Origin of the sequence: Pseudomonas sp. NPDC087817, from assembly GCF_044742875.1 — a bacterium.
Taxonomy (GTDB): Bacteria; Pseudomonadota; Gammaproteobacteria; order Pseudomonadales; family Pseudomonadaceae; genus Aquipseudomonas.
This window is the reverse complement of sequence record NZ_JBIUVJ010000002.1, coordinates 119,688-136,256: the sequence shown is the minus strand read 5'-3', so window position 1 is coordinate 136,256 and position 16,569 is coordinate 119,688. Positions and strand designations below refer to the sequence as shown.

General features: G+C 59.9%; 15 protein-coding genes. 8 read left to right on the top strand and 7 right to left on the bottom strand.

Features of this window, described 5'->3' with window-relative positions; translation table 11 throughout:
* Nucleotides 1-46: 46 nt before the first annotated feature.
* From ACIONG_RS02635 to ACIONG_RS02625, 3 genes are all read right to left on the bottom strand, one after another.
* Nucleotides 47-520 carry an LEA type 2 family protein gene (locus tag ACIONG_RS02635; RefSeq protein ID WP_401296509.1) on the bottom strand — a complete coding sequence of 158 codons (474 nt, stop codon included), beginning with the start codon at nucleotides 518-520 and terminating at the stop codon, nucleotides 47-49.
* 64 nt (nucleotides 521-584) lie between these two features.
* A complete protein-coding gene (locus tag ACIONG_RS02630) occupies nucleotides 585-2,051 on the bottom strand; it encodes a nucleobase:cation symporter-2 family protein (RefSeq protein ID WP_401296507.1) in 1,467 nt (488 codons plus the stop codon).
* Between the two features lie 304 nt (nucleotides 2,052-2,355).
* Nucleotides 2,356-3,249: a LysR family transcriptional regulator gene (locus ACIONG_RS02625; protein ID WP_401296505.1), complete on the bottom strand. Its 894-nt coding sequence runs from the start codon at nucleotides 3,247-3,249 to the stop codon at nucleotides 2,356-2,358.
* Nucleotides 3,250-3,348: 99 nt separating this feature from the next.
* On the opposite strand from ACIONG_RS02625, the gene ACIONG_RS02620 reads away from it, so the two are divergent.
* From ACIONG_RS02620 to ACIONG_RS02600, 5 genes are all read left to right on the top strand, one after another.
* The gene (locus ACIONG_RS02620) at nucleotides 3,349-4,440 is read left to right on the top strand and encodes a polyamine ABC transporter substrate-binding protein (protein ID WP_315445508.1); all 1,092 of its coding nucleotides are present in this window, start codon (nucleotides 3,349-3,351) and stop codon (nucleotides 4,438-4,440) included.
* Nucleotides 4,441-4,468: 28 nt separating this feature from the next.
* Complete coding sequence (gene speB, locus ACIONG_RS02615) at nucleotides 4,469-5,440, top strand: agmatinase (protein WP_103302105.1); 972 nt, start codon at nucleotides 4,469-4,471, stop codon at nucleotides 5,438-5,440.
* A gap of 68 nt (nucleotides 5,441-5,508) precedes the next feature.
* Nucleotides 5,509-6,627, top strand: a complete 1,119-nt coding sequence (gene zapE / locus ACIONG_RS02610) for a cell division protein ZapE (protein ID WP_401296503.1) — start codon at nucleotides 5,509-5,511, stop codon at nucleotides 6,625-6,627.
* A 17-nt stretch (nucleotides 6,628-6,644) separates the two neighbouring features.
* Nucleotides 6,645-7,226, top strand: a complete 582-nt coding sequence (locus tag ACIONG_RS02605; RefSeq protein ID WP_401296501.1) for a DinB family protein — start codon at nucleotides 6,645-6,647, stop codon at nucleotides 7,224-7,226.
* A 234-nt stretch (nucleotides 7,227-7,460) separates the two neighbouring features.
* Nucleotides 7,461-7,952, top strand: a complete 492-nt coding sequence (locus ACIONG_RS02600; protein ID WP_103302103.1) for a GNAT family N-acetyltransferase — start codon at nucleotides 7,461-7,463, stop codon at nucleotides 7,950-7,952.
* A 91-nt stretch (nucleotides 7,953-8,043) separates the two neighbouring features.
* Here the strand turns inward: ACIONG_RS02600 and ACIONG_RS02595 are convergent, their stop codons facing one another.
* The 4 genes from ACIONG_RS02595 to ACIONG_RS02580 form a co-directional block, all read right to left on the bottom strand.
* Nucleotides 8,044-8,253 carry a hypothetical protein gene (locus ACIONG_RS02595; RefSeq protein ID WP_103302102.1) on the bottom strand — a complete coding sequence of 70 codons (210 nt, stop codon included), beginning with the start codon at nucleotides 8,251-8,253 and terminating at the stop codon, nucleotides 8,044-8,046.
* Between the two features lie 186 nt (nucleotides 8,254-8,439).
* Nucleotides 8,440-10,668 (bottom strand): TonB-dependent siderophore receptor, encoded by a 2,229-nt coding sequence (locus ACIONG_RS02590; protein ID WP_401296499.1) that lies wholly within the window; start codon nucleotides 10,666-10,668, stop codon nucleotides 8,440-8,442.
* Between the two features lie 146 nt (nucleotides 10,669-10,814).
* On the bottom strand, nucleotides 10,815-12,563 hold the full coding sequence (locus ACIONG_RS02585) for a phosphoethanolamine transferase CptA (protein WP_401296497.1): 1,749 nt from the start codon (nucleotides 12,561-12,563) through the stop codon (nucleotides 10,815-10,817).
* A gap of 213 nt (nucleotides 12,564-12,776) precedes the next feature.
* Nucleotides 12,777-12,959 (bottom strand): DUF6026 family protein, encoded by a 183-nt coding sequence (locus tag ACIONG_RS02580; protein WP_103302099.1) that lies wholly within the window; start codon nucleotides 12,957-12,959, stop codon nucleotides 12,777-12,779.
* Nucleotides 12,960-13,233: 274 nt separating this feature from the next.
* Here ACIONG_RS02580 and gnd point away from each other — a divergent pair, with 274 nt between their 5' ends.
* The 3 genes from gnd to ACIONG_RS02565 are packed head-to-tail and all read left to right on the top strand — an operon-like array spanning nucleotide 13,234 to nucleotide 16,540.
* Nucleotides 13,234-14,214, top strand: coding sequence for a phosphogluconate dehydrogenase (NAD(+)-dependent, decarboxylating) (gene gnd / locus ACIONG_RS02575; RefSeq protein ID WP_103302098.1), 981 nt, complete (start codon nucleotides 13,234-13,236; stop codon nucleotides 14,212-14,214).
* Nucleotides 14,211-15,734 (top strand): glucose-6-phosphate dehydrogenase, encoded by a 1,524-nt coding sequence (gene zwf / locus ACIONG_RS02570; protein WP_103302097.1) that lies wholly within the window; start codon nucleotides 14,211-14,213, stop codon nucleotides 15,732-15,734. The genes gnd and zwf overlap by 4 nt, the downstream gene beginning before the upstream one ends.
* A complete protein-coding gene (locus tag ACIONG_RS02565; RefSeq protein ID WP_401296494.1) occupies nucleotides 15,731-16,540 on the top strand; it encodes an HAD family hydrolase in 810 nt (269 codons plus the stop codon). Before zwf ends, ACIONG_RS02565 begins: the two co-directional genes overlap by 4 nt.
* Nucleotides 16,541-16,569: the final 29 nt, after the last annotated feature.

Sequence of the window (16,569 nt, the reverse complement as noted above, 5' to 3'; positions counted from 1 at the left end):
CGGCCTCCATGTGTGTCTGTGTTGAACGACGCAGACTACCGCATCTTTACCAGGTCGCGGCGCTGGCTTTGGGCAGGCTCAGTTTGCCGCTGTCGGTAAAGCGCATGGTGCCGAACAGCCCGCCGGCGAGCTTGCCGCGCAGCACGTAAGGCAGGTTGTCGAGGGTTTGTGTCTGGCTCAGACCCAGGGTCTGGCGTAGCACCGAGAATGCGGAAACGCTGACCGGCACACTGACCACGGTTTCAGAGAAGCGCGCGATCGTACCGCGCTGGTCGCTGACGCCAGAGGCCAGCGGGTGGCCGTTGACTTCAAGATCCAGGGCAATGCCGTTGTAATCGATGGCGGTTTCGTTGGGGTTTTGCACGCGCAGTTTGATGGCGAAGCGCACTTCCAGATCCTGGCTGGTCAGTGGCTCGATGCCGACCACGTTGATATTGACCGGATCACGATTGGGAAACAGCGCGCAGGCACTGAGCGACAACAGCAGTAGCGACAGGATGACGGCGTGCAAACGGCGCATAAAAATCTCTCAATAAAAAAGGGCTGAACCGTTGCCGGCTCAGCCCTTTTTATTGGCGAAGCTTTTAGCGGTTCAACTGTGCGACAGCCGCAGCCGAGGCAGGTTCACCCTTGGCCGGGACGTCCGGGTTTTCCATGACCTGAAGAATAGAGGCTTCCGGATCGAAGTCGTCTTCTTCCAGCTCGATGAATTCCTCCGGCAGGAAAATGTTCAGCACGATAGCGCACAAGGCACCGACGGTGATCGGCGATTCAAAGATGTTGCGCAAAGCCTGCGGCAGTTCGCGCAGCACTTCCGGAACAGCGGCGATGCCCAGGCCCATCCCCAGGGAAATCGCCACGATGAGCATGTTGCGTCGATGCAGGCCGGCCTCGGCGAGAATCTTGATCCCGGCCACGGCGACGGTGCCGAACATCACCAGTTCCGCACCGCCGAGCACCGGTTTCGGCATCAGTTGCAGAACAGCGCCAATCATCGGGAACAGCCCCAACACCACCAGCAGGCCGGCGATAAAGAACGCCACGTAACGGCTGGCCACGCCGGTGAGCTGAATCACCCCGTTGTTCTGTGCGAAGGTCACCATCGGCATGCTGTTGAACACAGCGGCCATGGCCGAGTTGAGGCCGTCGGCGAGCAGGCCGGACTTGATCCGGCGGATGTACAGCGGGCCTTTCACCGGTTGCCGGGAGATCATCGAGTTGGCGGTCAGGTCGCCGGCGGCTTCCAGCGGCGACACGAGGAAAATTACCGCCACGGGCACGAACGCCACCCAGTCGAAGTTGAAACCATATTTGAACGGCACCGGCACGCTGACCAGCGGTACCTCGGGCATCGTCGCGAAATCCACGGTGCCCATCATCCACGCCACCACGTAGCCGAGGGTCAGGCCGATGACGATGGCACCCAGACGCAGAAACGGTACGTCGACGCGGTTCAGCACAACGATGGTGCCGATCACCAGCGCCGCGAGGAAGATGTGGCTGGCGGCGCCCAGGTCAGGCGCGCCGAAACCGCCGGCAATGTCGGTCATTGCCACTTTGATCAGCGACAAGCCCATCAGGGTGATGATCGTGCCCGTCACCACCGGGGTGATCAGCATGCGCAGTTTGCCGATGAACTGGCTAAGGACCACCTCGATGAACGCGGCGAAGAAGCACACGCCAAAGATCGTCGAGAGGATTTCATCGGTGCCGCCGCCGCGCGCCTTGACCATGAAACCGGCGCTGAGAATCACGCTGATAAAGGAAAAACTCGTCCCTTGCAGGCACAGCAGCCCCGAACCGACCGGGCCGAAGCGCTTGGCTTGCACGAAGGTGCCGAGGCCGGAGACGAACAGCGCCATGCTGATCAGATACGGAATTTCGCTTTGCAGGCCGAGGGCACCGCCCATGATCAGGGTCGGGGTGATGATGCCGACGAAACTGGCGAGCACATGCTGCAGTGCGGCAAATACGGTCGCGGTGAGGTGCGGGCGGTCGTTGAGGCCGTAGATCAGATCGTTGTTGCGCGGGACTTTTTCAGAGACGGTCATGGTGTTTTGCGCGCCGTGAGGCGAGGCCGGGTCAAAAAATGGAGGCGCAGAATGCCGGAAGAGGGCGGCGAGGGCAACGCATTAAAACTGCCTGAAAGGTCAGGTTTTATTGGGGCAAGCGGGTTTGAACATAGCCATCAGACCAACAGAGAACTTTGTGGCGAGGGGATTTATCTGTGGCGAGGGGATTTATCCCCGATGGGGTGCGAAGCGCCCCCAGCTCTTTGCCCTGAAAGAATGGGCCTGCTGCGCAGTCCATCGGGGATAAATCCCCTCGCCACAGGGGTGTGTTCTCAAAGGTTGTTCAAGCAAACGCCGCGAGCAAATCCTCTTCAAAGGCTTTCTGCGTATCCCCCGGCACCTGCGCGCGATGACGGGCCAGATGAAATGCCACCTCGAAACTCAATTCGCCCTCACGCACCGGCCGCAACAAGCCTTTGGCCTGCCAGTCACGCGCATAGTGATCCGGCAGATAACCGACATGCTTGCCCGACAAGATAAACGCCAGCGTTCCCTCGACCTGCTCCGAGCGCGCCGAACAGTGCTTGCCCTGAAACGGCTCATCCGAACGCAAAAACCGATACGGGTGATCGACCCGGTCACAAGCCTCTATTGCCGCATCACTGGGCGCTTCATCCGTGAACAACGGATGCCCGGGCGCGCAATACAAATGCTGGGTTTCACTGAACAACTGGCGGTAGTCGAAGGCACTCTGTACCTGCGAGAAGTAGCCGATCGCCAGATCCAGCCGCTGTTGCAGCAGCAAGCGCTCCATCTCGCCGGGCATTGCGCTGATCAACTCGATGCGCACCGATTGATCGCGCTCACGAAAACGGCGGATTGCCTCGGCGACGCGTTGCAGCACCGATTGATCGACGGCCTCGGAAATGCCCAACCGCACTTCACCGATCAATCGCCCGGCGACGCCGTTGGATTGATGGCGGAAGGTTTCAATCGACTCAAACAGACTGCGCACGGCGATCAGTAACTGCTCACCTTTGGGGGTGACACTGAAACCGCCCTTGCCACGGCTGCACAGCCGATAGCCGAGACGGGTTTCCAGTTTGGCCATTTGCTGGCTGATGCTCGATTGGCTCAGGCCCAGTTCGCCTTGCGCGGCACTGAAGCCCCCGCACTCGACCACCCGCACGAACAGGCGCAACAGCTGCAGATCGACGTCGTGAAGCTGTCCGAGCATCACATTACTCCGCGATAAAGTCAGGTTAATAAACTTGGAATTTTGCCAATGTATCCGAGCGCGCATCCTGTCACCACTTCCTCCGGTCAGGTGTTCGTCATGGCTCCCATGTTCAAGCTGTGTTTCCCCGCGCTGTTGTTGTCCGTGGCCATCAATGCCCAGGCCGAGGACCAAACCCTCAATCTCTACAGCTGGGCCGATTACGTGCCGCCTCAGACCCTGCAGCGTTTCGAACAGCAAACCGGGATTCACGTGCGCTACGACACGTTCGATACCTCCGAAGTGCTGGAAACCAAATTGCTTACTGGCGGCAGCGGGTACGACGTTGTGGTGCCGTCCTCCAGCGTGCTGGCCCGTGGGCTGGCAGCCGGGGCGCTGAAAGAGATTCCCCACGACGGGCTCAAGGGCTACGCCAATCTTGATGCCGATCTGCTGGAGAAACTTGCCGCCGTCGACCCGGGTAATCGCTACGGCGTTCCCTACACCTGGGGCACGCTCGGCTTGGGCATGAACGTCGAAGCGGTCAAGCAACGTCTTCCGAACGTGCCGCTGAACAGTCTCGACTTGCTGTTCAAACCCGAATACGCCAGCAAGCTCAAGGACTGCGGCATCGCGATTCTCGATTCGCCGCAGGAAGTGATCGGTCTGGCGCTGCACTACCTCGGCAAAGATCCCTACAGCACCGACAAGCAGGATCTGGCCGCCGCCGAAGCGTTGTTGCAAAAGCTTCAGCCGTCGGTGCTGTACGTCGCCACCGGCCGGCAGATCAACGATCTGGCCAGCGGTAACGTGTGCCTGGCCCTGACCTACAACGGTGACGCGAGCATGGCCGCCGATCAGGCGCGTAAGGCCAACAAGCCGTACGAAGTCGCTTATCGCATTCCCAAGGAAGGCACGCTGATCTGGCAGGACAACCTGGCGATCCCCAAGGACGCGCCGCACCCCGAAGCGGCGCGGGCGTTTATCGAGTTCATGTTGCGTCCCGACTCGGTGGCGGAACTGACCAACACGCTGTTTTTCGCCACCGCCAACCAGGCCGCGACGCCGCTGGTGGATGAAGCGGTGCGCAACGACCCTGACATCTACCCGCCGAGCGCAGTGCGCGAACGCCTGTACGCCGACCGCAGCATGAGTCTCAAGGACATGCGTCAGCGCACGCGTCTGTGGACCACGTTCCGTAGCCATCAATAACTCAACAATGACAACCAGGAGCACACCGATGGATCAGCCCATGCTCAATGACCAGGCTTTGACCCGTGACAGCCTGTACGGCACAGCCGCCGAAAGCACCTACGCCGGCATCACCAGTTTCATGCGCCGCCGCTACAGCCGCGACCTGCGCGGTGTCGACGTAGCGGTCAGCGGCGTGCCGTTCGACACCGCCACCAGCAACCGTCCGGGCGCCCGTTTCGGGCCACGGGGGATACGCGCTGCGTCCACCGGGATTGCCTGGGAGCGCCATTGGCCATGGGCGTTTGATCCGTTCGATCAGCTGGCGGTGATCGATTACGGCGACTGTGATTTCGATTACGGCTCGCCCCACAGCATCCCGGAAAGCATCGAGGCCCACGCCGAACATATTCTCAATGCCGGCAGCGCCATGCTGACCTTCGGTGGCGACCACTTCATCAGTTATCCGCTGCTCAAGGCGCATGCCCGCAAGCACGGCACGCTGTCGCTGATCCACTTCGATGCGCACAGCGACACCTGGCCGGACGAGGAGGGCAAGCGTGTCGATCACGGCACCATGTTCTGGCATGCGGCGCGCGAAGGCCTGGTCGATCCGGCGCGTTCGGTGCAGATCGGCTTGCGTACCACCAATGACGATCATCAGGGGTTTCAGGTGCTCGACGCCCGGCAAGTGCATCGGCGTGGCTGCGAGGCAATCGTCGAAGCGATTCGCGCACGCGTCGGCGATAACCCGGTGTACCTGACGTTCGACATCGATTGCCTCGATCCGGCGTTCGCTCCCGGCACCGGCACCCCGGTGTGCGGCGGTTTGAGCACGGTGCAGGCGCTGGAGATTCTCGGTGGTTTGCGCGGGATCAATCTGGTGGGCATGGACGTGGTGGAAGTGGCGCCGGCTTACGATCATGCAGAAGTCACTTCATTAGCCGCCGCTACATTGGCTATGGAAATGCTCTGTCTCTATGCCGCCCGACATAAAGTCGATCTCAACAGCACCGAATAAACCCGCTCCCACAGGAGATCTGGGCGGGGTTTTGTGTTGGCCGGGGAGCATCGTGCATACTGCCGCGCATGACTTTCGACTCTCCGCTAAGCGCCTGGCAGCACGCCATCGACCACAAGGGTTTCATCCAGGATGAAGCTCAGGAACATGCCGTCTGGGCGCTGCAAAAATGCCACGAAGCCTTGCACGCCGGTGCCCGCTCGGTCACCGGCGTTTATCTGTGGGGCCCGGTGGGGCGCGGCAAGACCTGGCTGATGGATCAGTTTTATCAGAGCCTGCGGGTGCCGGCGCGGCGTCAGCATTTCCATCATTTCATGGGCTGGGTGCATCAGCGTTCGTTCCAGTTGACCGGGATCGCCGATCCACTGCGCGCACTGGCCAAAGAGCTGGCAGCCGAAGTGCGGGTATTGTGCTTCGATGAACTGTTCGTCAACGACATTGGCGACGCGATCATTCTCGGCCGGCTGTTTCAGGTGATGTTTGACGAAGGTGTGGTGGTGGTCTGTACCTCGAATCTGCCACCGGATGACCTGTATGCCGATGGCTTCAATCGCGACCGTTTTGTTCCGGCGATCGCTGCGATCAAGGCGCATATGCAGGTGGTCGCGGTAAATGGAGCCGAGGATCATCGGCTGCATCCGGGCGCTATCGAACAGCGCTACTTTATTGCCGCGCCGGGAGCCGCCAGTGCATTGGCAGAGGTTTTTCGAGTGCTGACCTCAGGGCAGTCGAGCAGCGCGGAACCGGTGCCGGTCGGGCATCGTGTGCTCAATGTGGTGCAGGCCAGTGAAAGCGTTATCTGGTGTCGCTACGCTGACCTCTGCGAGCAGCCATTCGCCGCCATGGATTTCATCGCGCTGTGCGACCGCTACCGGGCTATCCTGTTGAGCGAAGTGCCGAACCTCAGCGCACAGAAACGCGAAGGGCGCATCGCGCGCGGCACCGAAGACGGTGCGCAGCGGGTGGTGGCGGGTGACCGCGAGTTGCCGCAATTGTCGGTTCACGACGATGGCGTGCGGCGTTTCATCGCGTTGGTCGACGAGTGCTACGACCGCAAGGTGCCGTTGTACATCGAGGCTCAAGTGTCAATGGATGCGCTGTACACCGAGGGTTATCTGGAATTCCCGTTCCGCCGCACCCTCAGCCGCTTGCAGGAGATGCAGCTGCAGCGCTTTGCCGAAGCTTGAGTGAAGAGGGCGCCGACATGAGCCAACCGTTATCACATCATCTGTTGACCATGGCTTACCAGAATGCGTGGGCCAATCACCGCTTGGCCAAGGCCTGGACGCAACTCGATGACCATGATTTGGCTGCGCCGCGAGTGAGTTTTTTCCCGAGCATCCGCCTGACCCTCAATCACATTCTTGCCTGTGACTGGTTCTACGTGGACGCGCTTGAACGCGAGCTGCGCGGGGCCGAGCCGCACCCCGACTGCTATGTGTTTTTCAACGTGGAGGAGCCGTTTACCGACGGCCCGCAACTGCGCGAAGAACAGGCCCATGTTGATCGGCGGCTGATTGCCTATTGCGAGCAACTGCGCGATGCCGATCTGGCCCGGATCGTGACCATTGCCCGCGATACACCGCAGCATGACAGCCGCCTGCGCATGCTTTCGCACCTGTTCGAACACCAGATCCATCATCGTGGGCAAGTGCATGCGATGCTCAGCGACACCTCGGTAAAACCGCCGCAACTGGACGAATTTTTCTGCGTCGGTGAAGCGGCATTACGCGCAGAAGACTTCGCCGAACTGGGCTGGACCGAAGAACTGATCTGGGGTCACTGAGAAACCCCTGCCTGAAATCTGCCTGTGGTGAGGGGATTTATCCCCGATGGCGTGCGCAGCAGGCCCACTTTTGATTTAAAAAAGGGCTGCTTCGCACCCCCATCGGGGCGGTGCGACGTTTCGCTAAATCCCCTCACTACAGGGTTGTTTGCTGTACCACGCTCGCGCTAAGGTCGGGACAGCCTTTCAGCAAGCACTTTGCGCGCCGGGGCTTTTGTGTGTTTGGGGATGGAAATGGATTCCACAGAAATTCTTGTGCTTCAAGCCAGCTACAGCAATCCAACGCACGCCGAGGCCATCGGTATCGTGCTCAATCATTACGCCGAAGACCCTATGGGCGGTGGCCATTCTCTCGACCCTGATCTGCTGCGTCGCCTGCCCGAAGAACTGGCTCGCCGGCCGCATGCGTTCAGCGTGCTGGCCTTTGTCGGTGGTGAACCGGCGGGTCTGGTTAACTGCTTTGAAGGGTTTTCCACATTTGCCTGCAAACCGTTGGTCAATGTCCATGACGTGATGGTGGTGAACGAGTTTCGCGGCCTCGGTCTGAGTCAGAAAATGCTGCAGAAAGTCGAGGAAATCGCCCGGCAGCGCGGCTGCTGCAAGATCACCCTCGAAGTGCTCGAAGGCAATACTGTGGCCCAGAATTCCTATAGCAAATTCGGCTTTGCGCCCGGTATGTTCAATCCGGATCACGGACGCATGTTGTTCTGGATCAAAAACCTTTAGCCATAAAAAAAGGCGCCCGAAAAGGGCGCCCAACTGTCTTCTCCCAGGCCAGAGCGGAGCCATGAGAGGTCCATCGGTTGCTCGGTCAATCTCAGTCGCGATAGGACTCGGTCACTTGCGCCGTCTGATCGGCGGGAACGCGAATTTCTTTCGCGTTGGCGTCGCTCTTCTGCTCGCTCTGGGCCTGGTGGACAGGGAAGTTGTCGTAGTAATAACGCATGCGCTCAGCGCCACCTTCGGCGAAAACGCTGGCAGAACCGAGGGCAAACACCCCGGCAAGGATTACGGTAGTGATTTTCATGGTGCCTCCTACTGAACAAGTGGGAGCCGTTCGTCCATGAAGCAGATCTCGGAAGCGAGTCTGGGTGGCCTGAATTAACACCGGGTTAACGCCCGCTCAGTGTGGTTTTTGCAGCATGTTGCCGGGCGCTGTCTGACAGACGCGGCGCACATCAGGCCAAGGTGCACCGCGCCAGAGGTGAAGGGGTCAAAGCTTCCAGTCGAGACTCATCGTCACTGTGCGCGGATCGCCCCAGTACACGCCGTTATAGAAGCCGACGTTGTCGTAATACTTCTTGTCGAACAGGTTGTTGACGTTCAGCGACGCCGACAGATGCCGATCAAATTCGTACCGCGACATCAGATTGACCACTGTGTAGGCGCTCTGGTTGATTCGTGCCTCTTCAGTGTCGAGACCGACCGGTCGGCTTGAGGTGCCATATACATCGCTTTGCCAGTTCACCGCACCGCCCACGGTCAGGGCCTGCCATTCGCCCGGCAAACGGTACGCCGTGGAGACGCGTAACAGGTTCATCGGCTGATTGGTGTTGGTGCGCTCGCTCTCGCCGTTCACCGAGTGGGTATAGGTGTAACCGGCGGTCATGTTCCAGCCCTGGAGGACTTCCCCGGACACTTCGGCCTCAAAACCGTTGACCTTGTTGCCCTTGCCGCCGGATTTATAGAACTGTTCGCGGGTAACCGGATCCGCCGGTACCGAGTTATCGAGTTCGGCGACGTTGTCCTGTTTGCTCCAGAACACCGCCGTTGACAGGTTCAGGCGCTCCTCCAGCAAACTGCCCTTGATGCCCACTTCATAGTTTTTGCCAACCACCGGGTCGATGTACTTGCGATTCTTGTCGCGGTTGCCTTGGGGTTTGAAGATGTCGGTGTAGCTCACGTACGCGGTGTATTCCGGGGTCAGGTCATATAACAGGCCAGCGTAAGGCGTCCATACGTCGTTCTGTTTCTGACTGGTGTAATCGACTTTGCTCAGTTGCCGATTGGCGTCGTAACGGTTGCTGGTGCTGGAGGCTTCCCAACTGCCGTATCGGCTGCCCAGCACCGCGTGCAACTCATCAGTCAGGCTCAGGCGCGTGGCGATGTATCCGGCCTTTTGTCGGGTATTGTCCTTCGAGCTGGTGAGGTCGGTGACGGTGTCGCTGAATTTTGCGATGTCACCCATGTATTTCCAGTCGCGGATGGTTGCGTAATCCTTGGGGCGCGCACCGGCAATGGTGTAAGGGGAGTTTGAGCGGCGCTCCGCCTCACCGTAGCCGAACATCATTTCGTGCTCACGCCCCAGCAGCGAGTAAGGACCGGAGACGTTGAAGTCATACGCCTGCATTTTCTGCGTGCCGATCATGTGCGAGGTGTAGGCGTTCATGCCGCTGCGGTCGGCCTCGGGGAAACCGCCTCCGCCGTAATAGACCTTGCCGTCACTGGTGCTGTCGCGATGGGTGTACGCCGCTTTCAGGTGCCAGCCGCCGGCCAGTTGCTGATCGAGGGTGGCGAATGCGGTTTTGTCTTGCAGCGGCCAGGAGCTCCAGGACGTCGCCATGTTGGTCGAACGCCCCAGACCGGCCTTGCCGCCATCGGCATTCCAGTAGGGTACGGTGCCCCAGGATGAGCCTTGCACGTGCTTGTTCTGATAGTCGTAACCGACCGCCAGCACCGTGGAGTCGGTCAAGTCGGCTTCCAGCACGCCGTAACCGACTTCGCGTTGCAGCGCGTATTTGTCTTTGATCGACTGGTTGTCGCGATAGGCCAATACCGTCCGCCCGCGCAAGCGCCCGTCGAAAGCCAACGGCCCGCCGACGTCGACGTAGCTGTAGTAATTGTCGTAGCTGCCGCCACTGACTCCGGCCAGCGCCTGCCATTGCGCGGTCGGACGTTTGCGCACCATGTTGATGGTCGCCGAAGGATCGCCCGCACCCGTCGTCAGCCCGGTGGCGCCGCGTACCACCTCGATGCGGTCGTAAATGATCGTGTCGGCATCCGTCTTCATGCGGTCGAAGGTGTTGAGCATTCCGTCGATCTGGAAGTTTTCGATCGAATAACCGCGCGCCGAATAGTCGACCCGGTCGGAGTCCATGTGCTGCACAACCACGCCCGTGGTCTGGCGCATGGCCTCGGACAATGTACCGAGTTTGAAATCATCCATCTGTTGACGAGTGATCACGGAAACCGATTGCGGGGTTTCCTTGATCGACAGGTTCATCCGCGTCGCGGTGCTCATGGCGCCGGTGGTATAGGCGCTGGTATTTTCAGTGGTGGTGCCCAAACCTTGTGCGGTGACGCTGGTCGATGCCAGCTCCAGCGCCGTGGTGGCGGATTCCGGCGGCTTTTCAGTTTCGGATTCAGCCAGCAGATCGGGGCTCAGGGCGGCTCCACAGAGGCCGAGCGTGAGGGTCATGGAACGGGTGATGGGCGCGAACATCGCAGCCGACTCCTTGTCTTCGAGGGAAAAAATCCGTTTGCTCAAAGACGAAGCGCCAGCCTGAGATTTAGTATCAAACGCGAAACATTATTGTTTGTATATGTGGCGGGCAAGAAAAAGGGGCCGGTTTCGGCCCCTTCACAGTGTTACTTTTGCGCGACGTCTGCGGGTGCGGTGTCGGGCTTTTTCGGCTTCATCAGACTGAAGTCGATCAGCGCACGCTGCTCGGTCTGGTACGGATCACCGATCAGCAACGGGCGTTGCTTGAAGCTTTCGCTGACCACGCTCTTGCTGCGGTCCAGCTCATCGAAACTCAAACCGGCCATGTCCGCCCAGGTGTGTATCAGGTGCGAGCTGCTGTACGGACGGTCAAGGTCGCCGGCGAAGTTCCAGTCATGGTTGGCCTTCCATTTAGGCGATGCCCAAGCCATGAACGGGATGGTGTACATCGGCGCCGTCGGCTTGTTTTCGTTACGCCCCAGGGTGCTGTGACCGGCAGAGTCGAACACGTCTTCACCGTGGTCCGAGAGATACAGCAGGAAGCCGTTCGGATCGGACTTGGCGTAATCCTTGATCAGGCTCGACACCACGAAGTCGTTGTACAGCACCGCGTTGTCGTAGCTGTTGTAGGTTGGCACCTGATCGTCACGTACGCCGGCCGGGACGCCATTGCGATCCTGGAACTTGTCGAAGGTCGGCGGATAGCGGTACTGGTAGCTCATGTGCGTGCCGAGCAGATGAACAACGATCAATTTGCGCGGTGCAGCATCGGCCAGGGCTTTGTTGAACGGTTCGATCACGTCACCGTCGTATTGGGCGGCGTTCTGGTTGCGGTTGTTGTTCAGGTAGACCTGCTCGTCAGCCTGCTCGGAGAACGTCGTGAGCATGGTGTTGCGCTTGGTCATGGTCTGCTGGTTGGTGATCCAGAAGGTCTTGTAGCCTGCCTGTTTCATCATGCTGACCAGCGACGGCGTCGACAGGTACAGGTCGGGATTTTCTTCGTCAGCGAAGGTCAGCACCTGCTGCAACGCCTCGATGGTGTACGGGCGAGGGGTGACGACGTTGTCGAAGACAGCCAGTTGATCCTTGAGTTTGTCCAGCTCAGGCGTGGTGTTGCGTTGATAACCGTAGAGGCTCATGCGCTGGCGGTTGGTCGATTCGCCGATCACCAGCACTAGCGTGGACGGCTGATCGGCGCCCGCTGTCTTGAGGTTATGTAGCGGCGGGATCTTGCTCGCGCTGTGCAGCATGCCTTGCATGTCGGCCAGCGTATCGAGATAACGGTGGTAGGCCACGGCCATTTGCCACGGCACGGCCGGCTCGATGCGGGTCTCGAATTTCTCGAAGCCTTGAGCGAAGGTGCCCATACGCAGGGTCTGTTTGACCAGCGGATAACCGACCACGGCAATCACGATGGCGGCGGCGGCGACCATGGCGCGGCCGCGCGGCATGTACACCGGGCGCAGGCGCGTCCACAGGAAGTAGGCGAATGCCGTATGCGCGAGGAACGCCGGCACCATCCACCAGGCAAAGTACTGGGTCATGTACTCGCCGGCTTCGGACACGTTCGACTCGAACATGATGAAGATGACGCTCTGGGAGAATTCCTGCTGGTAAATGAAGAAGTAACCCAGACTGGCCATCGAGCAAGCCCACAGCACGATGCCGATCACGGCGGCCAGCAGTTTGGTGCGCTTGGGGAACAGCAGCATCGGCGCCAGCCAGAGTGCGCTCATGAAGAACGCTTGGCGGAACCCGCTGAAACCGGAGGTGCCGGTGATCTGAATCAGCAGTTGGGTAATGCCGGAAAAGTACCAGAAGAACACAAAAAGCCAGAGTAGACCGGCCCAGTCGAAACCTGCCGCAGTCGTTGTGCTGCGTTTGAACAATGCCATTCGGCGCTCCAGCTGTCTCGTTACAACCACCGCCGGAACATCCATGAAGCCGACGAACAAAGGCCGCACGCGCAGGTACGGCCAGAATGGAGGCGGAGTATTACGAAGCGAATGTGAAAGTTTTGTTAATTGCCGCGCCAGTAGACGTGGCAACGGTCAGAAGTACAGCGTGTCGGGAACCGCGAGTGCCGTTCCCGAATCAGGCGGGGGAGATCAGGCGTGCGGGTGGCGCTGAACAACCGGCAGCGGCTTGGGCTGAGCACCCAGTGTCATCGCGCGCAGTTGCGCCAACTCCTGTTTCAGTTGGTCGCGCTCGTCTTTCAACTGGCGCAATTCATCGCGACGGATTGTCACGTACAGGGTTTGTGGCGGCATTGCTGTGTGTACTGTGCCCATTGCTCACCTCGCAAATGGTGTGTCTCAACTGTAAATCGCCCCCGATTTCGGGTGACTGACTTACTATCGGCGCCAATTTTGATTTCTTTTGCCAGTGAATGGAACTTTTTTATTTTTCATGGTCGGTGTGTCTTCGGCACGATTCAGGGCGTTATCTGTCTGAATCGGGCACAATGCCCGGAAACTTCACCCCGACGCTCTGGACTAACCTCCATTAGTCGCGTTGGGCTATAACCTTTGACACACATTTATTTGTAGTAAGGAGCATCAGCACATGCAACTCGGGATTATTGGACTGGGCCGCATGGGCGGTAATATTGCGCGGCGCCTGATGCTCAACGGTCACACCACCGTTGTTTACGACCGCAATACCGCTTTCATCGACAACCTGGTCGCCGAGGGATCCACCGGCGTTGCCGACTTGCCGGCACTGGTTGCAGGCCTGGCCAAGCCGCGTGCCGTGTGGGTCATGCTGCCGGCCGGCGCGCCGACCGAAGACACCATCAACACCCTGAGCACTCTGCTGGAAGCCGGTGACACCATCATCGACGGCGGCAACACCAACTATAAGGATGACATCCGCCGCGCCAAAACCCTGGCCGAGAAAGGCCTGCACTACATCGACGTCGGTACCTCTGGCGGCGTCTGGGGCCTGGAACGCGGCTACTGCATGATGATCGGCGGCGATGCCGAGACCGTTAAGCGTCTTGATCCGCTGTTCGCCGCACTGGCGCCAGGCATGGGCGACATCCCGCGCACCAAGGATCGCAAGTCCGATGACCCGCGCGCCGAGCACGGCTACATTCACGCCGGTCCTGCCGGTGCCGGTCACTTCGTCAAGATGATCCACAACGGCATCGAGTACGGCATGATGGCCGCGTTCGCCGAAGGCTTCGACATCCTCAAGACCAAGTCCAGCGAGCGCCTGCCGGAAGATCAGCGTTTTGATCTGAATGTGGCTGACATCGCTGAAGTCTGGCGTCGTGGCAGCGTGGTGTCGTCGTGGTTGCTCGACCTGACGGCTGACGCGCTGGCCAGCGATCCGAAACTTGACGGTTTCTCCGGTTCGGTTGCCGACAGCGGTGAAGGTCAATGGACCATCGAAGCCGCCATGGAGCAAGCGGTGCCGGTACCGGTGCTGTCCAACTCGCTGTTCTCGCGCTACCGCTCACGTGGCCAAGGCACCTTTGGCGACAAGATTCTTTCGGCCCAGCGCTTCGGCTTCGGCGGCCATGTGGAGACACCGAAGAAATGACCCATACGATCCGCAGGAAATCCAAGGCAGAACCGGCACCACCGACCACGCTGTTTCTGTTCGGTGCCCACGGCGACCTGGTCAAGCGCTTGCTGATGCCGGCGCTGTACAACCTCAGTCGCGACGGCCTGCTTGATGAGAACCTGCGGATCGTTGGCGTTGACCACAACGCCATTACCGATGAGGCCTTCGCGCAAAAGCTCGAGGACTTCATCCGTACCGAAGTGGCGGCGAAGGTCGGCAAGGGCGATCAGATGCTTGATCCGGCCTTGTGGGCCAAGCTCGCCAAAGGTATCAGCTACGTCCAGGGCGACTTCCTCGACGACAGCACTTATTCAGCGCTGGCGGCGAAAATCGCCGACAGCGGCACCGGCAATGCGGTGTTCTACCTGGCCACCGCGCCGCGTTTCTTCAGTGAAGTGGTGCGCCGACTCGGCAGCGCCGGTTTGCTAGAAGAAACCCCCGAAGCGTTCAGAAGGGTGGTGATCGAGAAGCCGTTCGGCTCCGATCTGCAGACCGCCGAAGCACTGAACGCCTGCCTGCTCAAGGTGATGTCCGAGAAACAGATCTATCGGATCGACCATTACCTGGGCAAGGAGACCGTGCAGAACATTCTGGTCAGCCGGTTCTCCAACAGCCTGTTCGAGGCGTTCTGGAACAACCATTACATCGACCACGTACAGATCACCGCCGCCGAAACCGTCGGCGTCGAAACCCGTGGCAGTTTTTACGAGCACACCGGTGCGTTGCGCGACATGGTGCCCAATCACCTGTTCCAGTTGCTGGCCATGGTTGCCATGGAACCGCCGGCGGCGTTCGGCGCCGATGCGGTACGTGGCGAGAAAGCCAAAGTGGTCGGCGCGATCCGTCCATGGACGGTTGAAGAGGCTCGGGCCAACTCGGTGCGTGGCCAGTACAGCGCCGGTGAAGTCGGCGGCAAGGCACTGGCCGGTTATCGCCAGGAGGCCAACGTCTCGCCCGACAGCACCACGGAAACCTATGTGGCGCTGAAGGTGATGATCGACAACTGGCGTTGGGTCGGCGTGCCGTTCTACCTGCGTACCGGCAAGCGCATGAGTGTGCGCGACACCGAGATCGTCATCTGCTTCAAACCGGCGCCTTATGCGCAATTTCGCGACACCGAAGTCGACGAACTACAACCGACCTATCTGCGTATCCAGATCCAGCCCAATGAGGGCATGTGGTTCGACCTGCTGGCCAAGCGCCCGGGGCCGGCACTGAACATGGCCAACATCGAATTGGGGTTTGCCTACAAAGACTTCTTCGAAATGCAGCCGTCGACCGGTTACGAAACCCTGATCTACGACTGCCTGACCGGCGATCAGACGCTATTCCAGCGTGCCGACAACATCGAGAACGGCTGGCGTGCGGTGCAACCGTTTCTCGATGCCTGGCAGCAGGACGCGAGCGTGCAAACCTATGCCGCCGGCGAAGATGGCCCGCAGGCCGCCGAAGATCTGCTGACTCGCGATGGTCGCGTCTGGCATGGCCTCGGATGAGCAAGCCGATCCGTTTTCTGCTGAGCGACATGGACGGCACGCTGTTGCTGCCCGATCACACGCTGAGCCAGCGTACTATCGACGCCGTGCGGTCGTTACGTGAGGCGGGCGTGCTGTTCAGTCTCGCCACCGGGCGTCCGCCGAAAGCCATGTTGCAGCAGATCGAAGCCTTGGGCGTCGATCTGCCGACGGCGGCGTTCAATGGCGGCACAATCGTCAATCCGGACGGTAGTTTGCTCGTCGCGCATTACCTGCCGGCGACAACGGCGCTGATTGCTCTCGCGACGTTTGCCGATCAACCGGATGTCGAAATCTGGGTGTTCAGCGGCGGCGACTGGCTGCTCAAGGATCCGCACGGGCCGATGGTGCCGCGCGAGCAGCATGGCCTCGGCTATCCGCCGGTGGTGGTTGAGAGTTTCGAACCGTATCTTGAGCGCATCGACAAGATCGTCGCGACCAGCAACAACACTGAGCTGTTGATCGAACTGGAGGCGCGTTTACTGTCCAAGGTCAACGGCATGGCGCAAGTCTCGCGCTCGCAACCGGTGTACCTCGACGTCACGGCGCTGGAGGCCAACAAAGGCACCGCACTGACGACCATTGCCGCGCACCTGGGCATCCCGCTGGAGCAGACGGCCGCGATTGGCGATGGCGGCAACGACCCGGCGATGTTCCATTGCGCGGGACTGTCGATTGCCATGGGACAGGCGGAGGAGGCGGTGAAGCGTCAGGCCGACGTGATCACCGCGCCGAACACCGAAGACGGCGTGGCTCAGGCGATCGAAAAGTACATCCTTCCTCACTGAATTCACCCCAAAACAAATGTAGGAGTGAG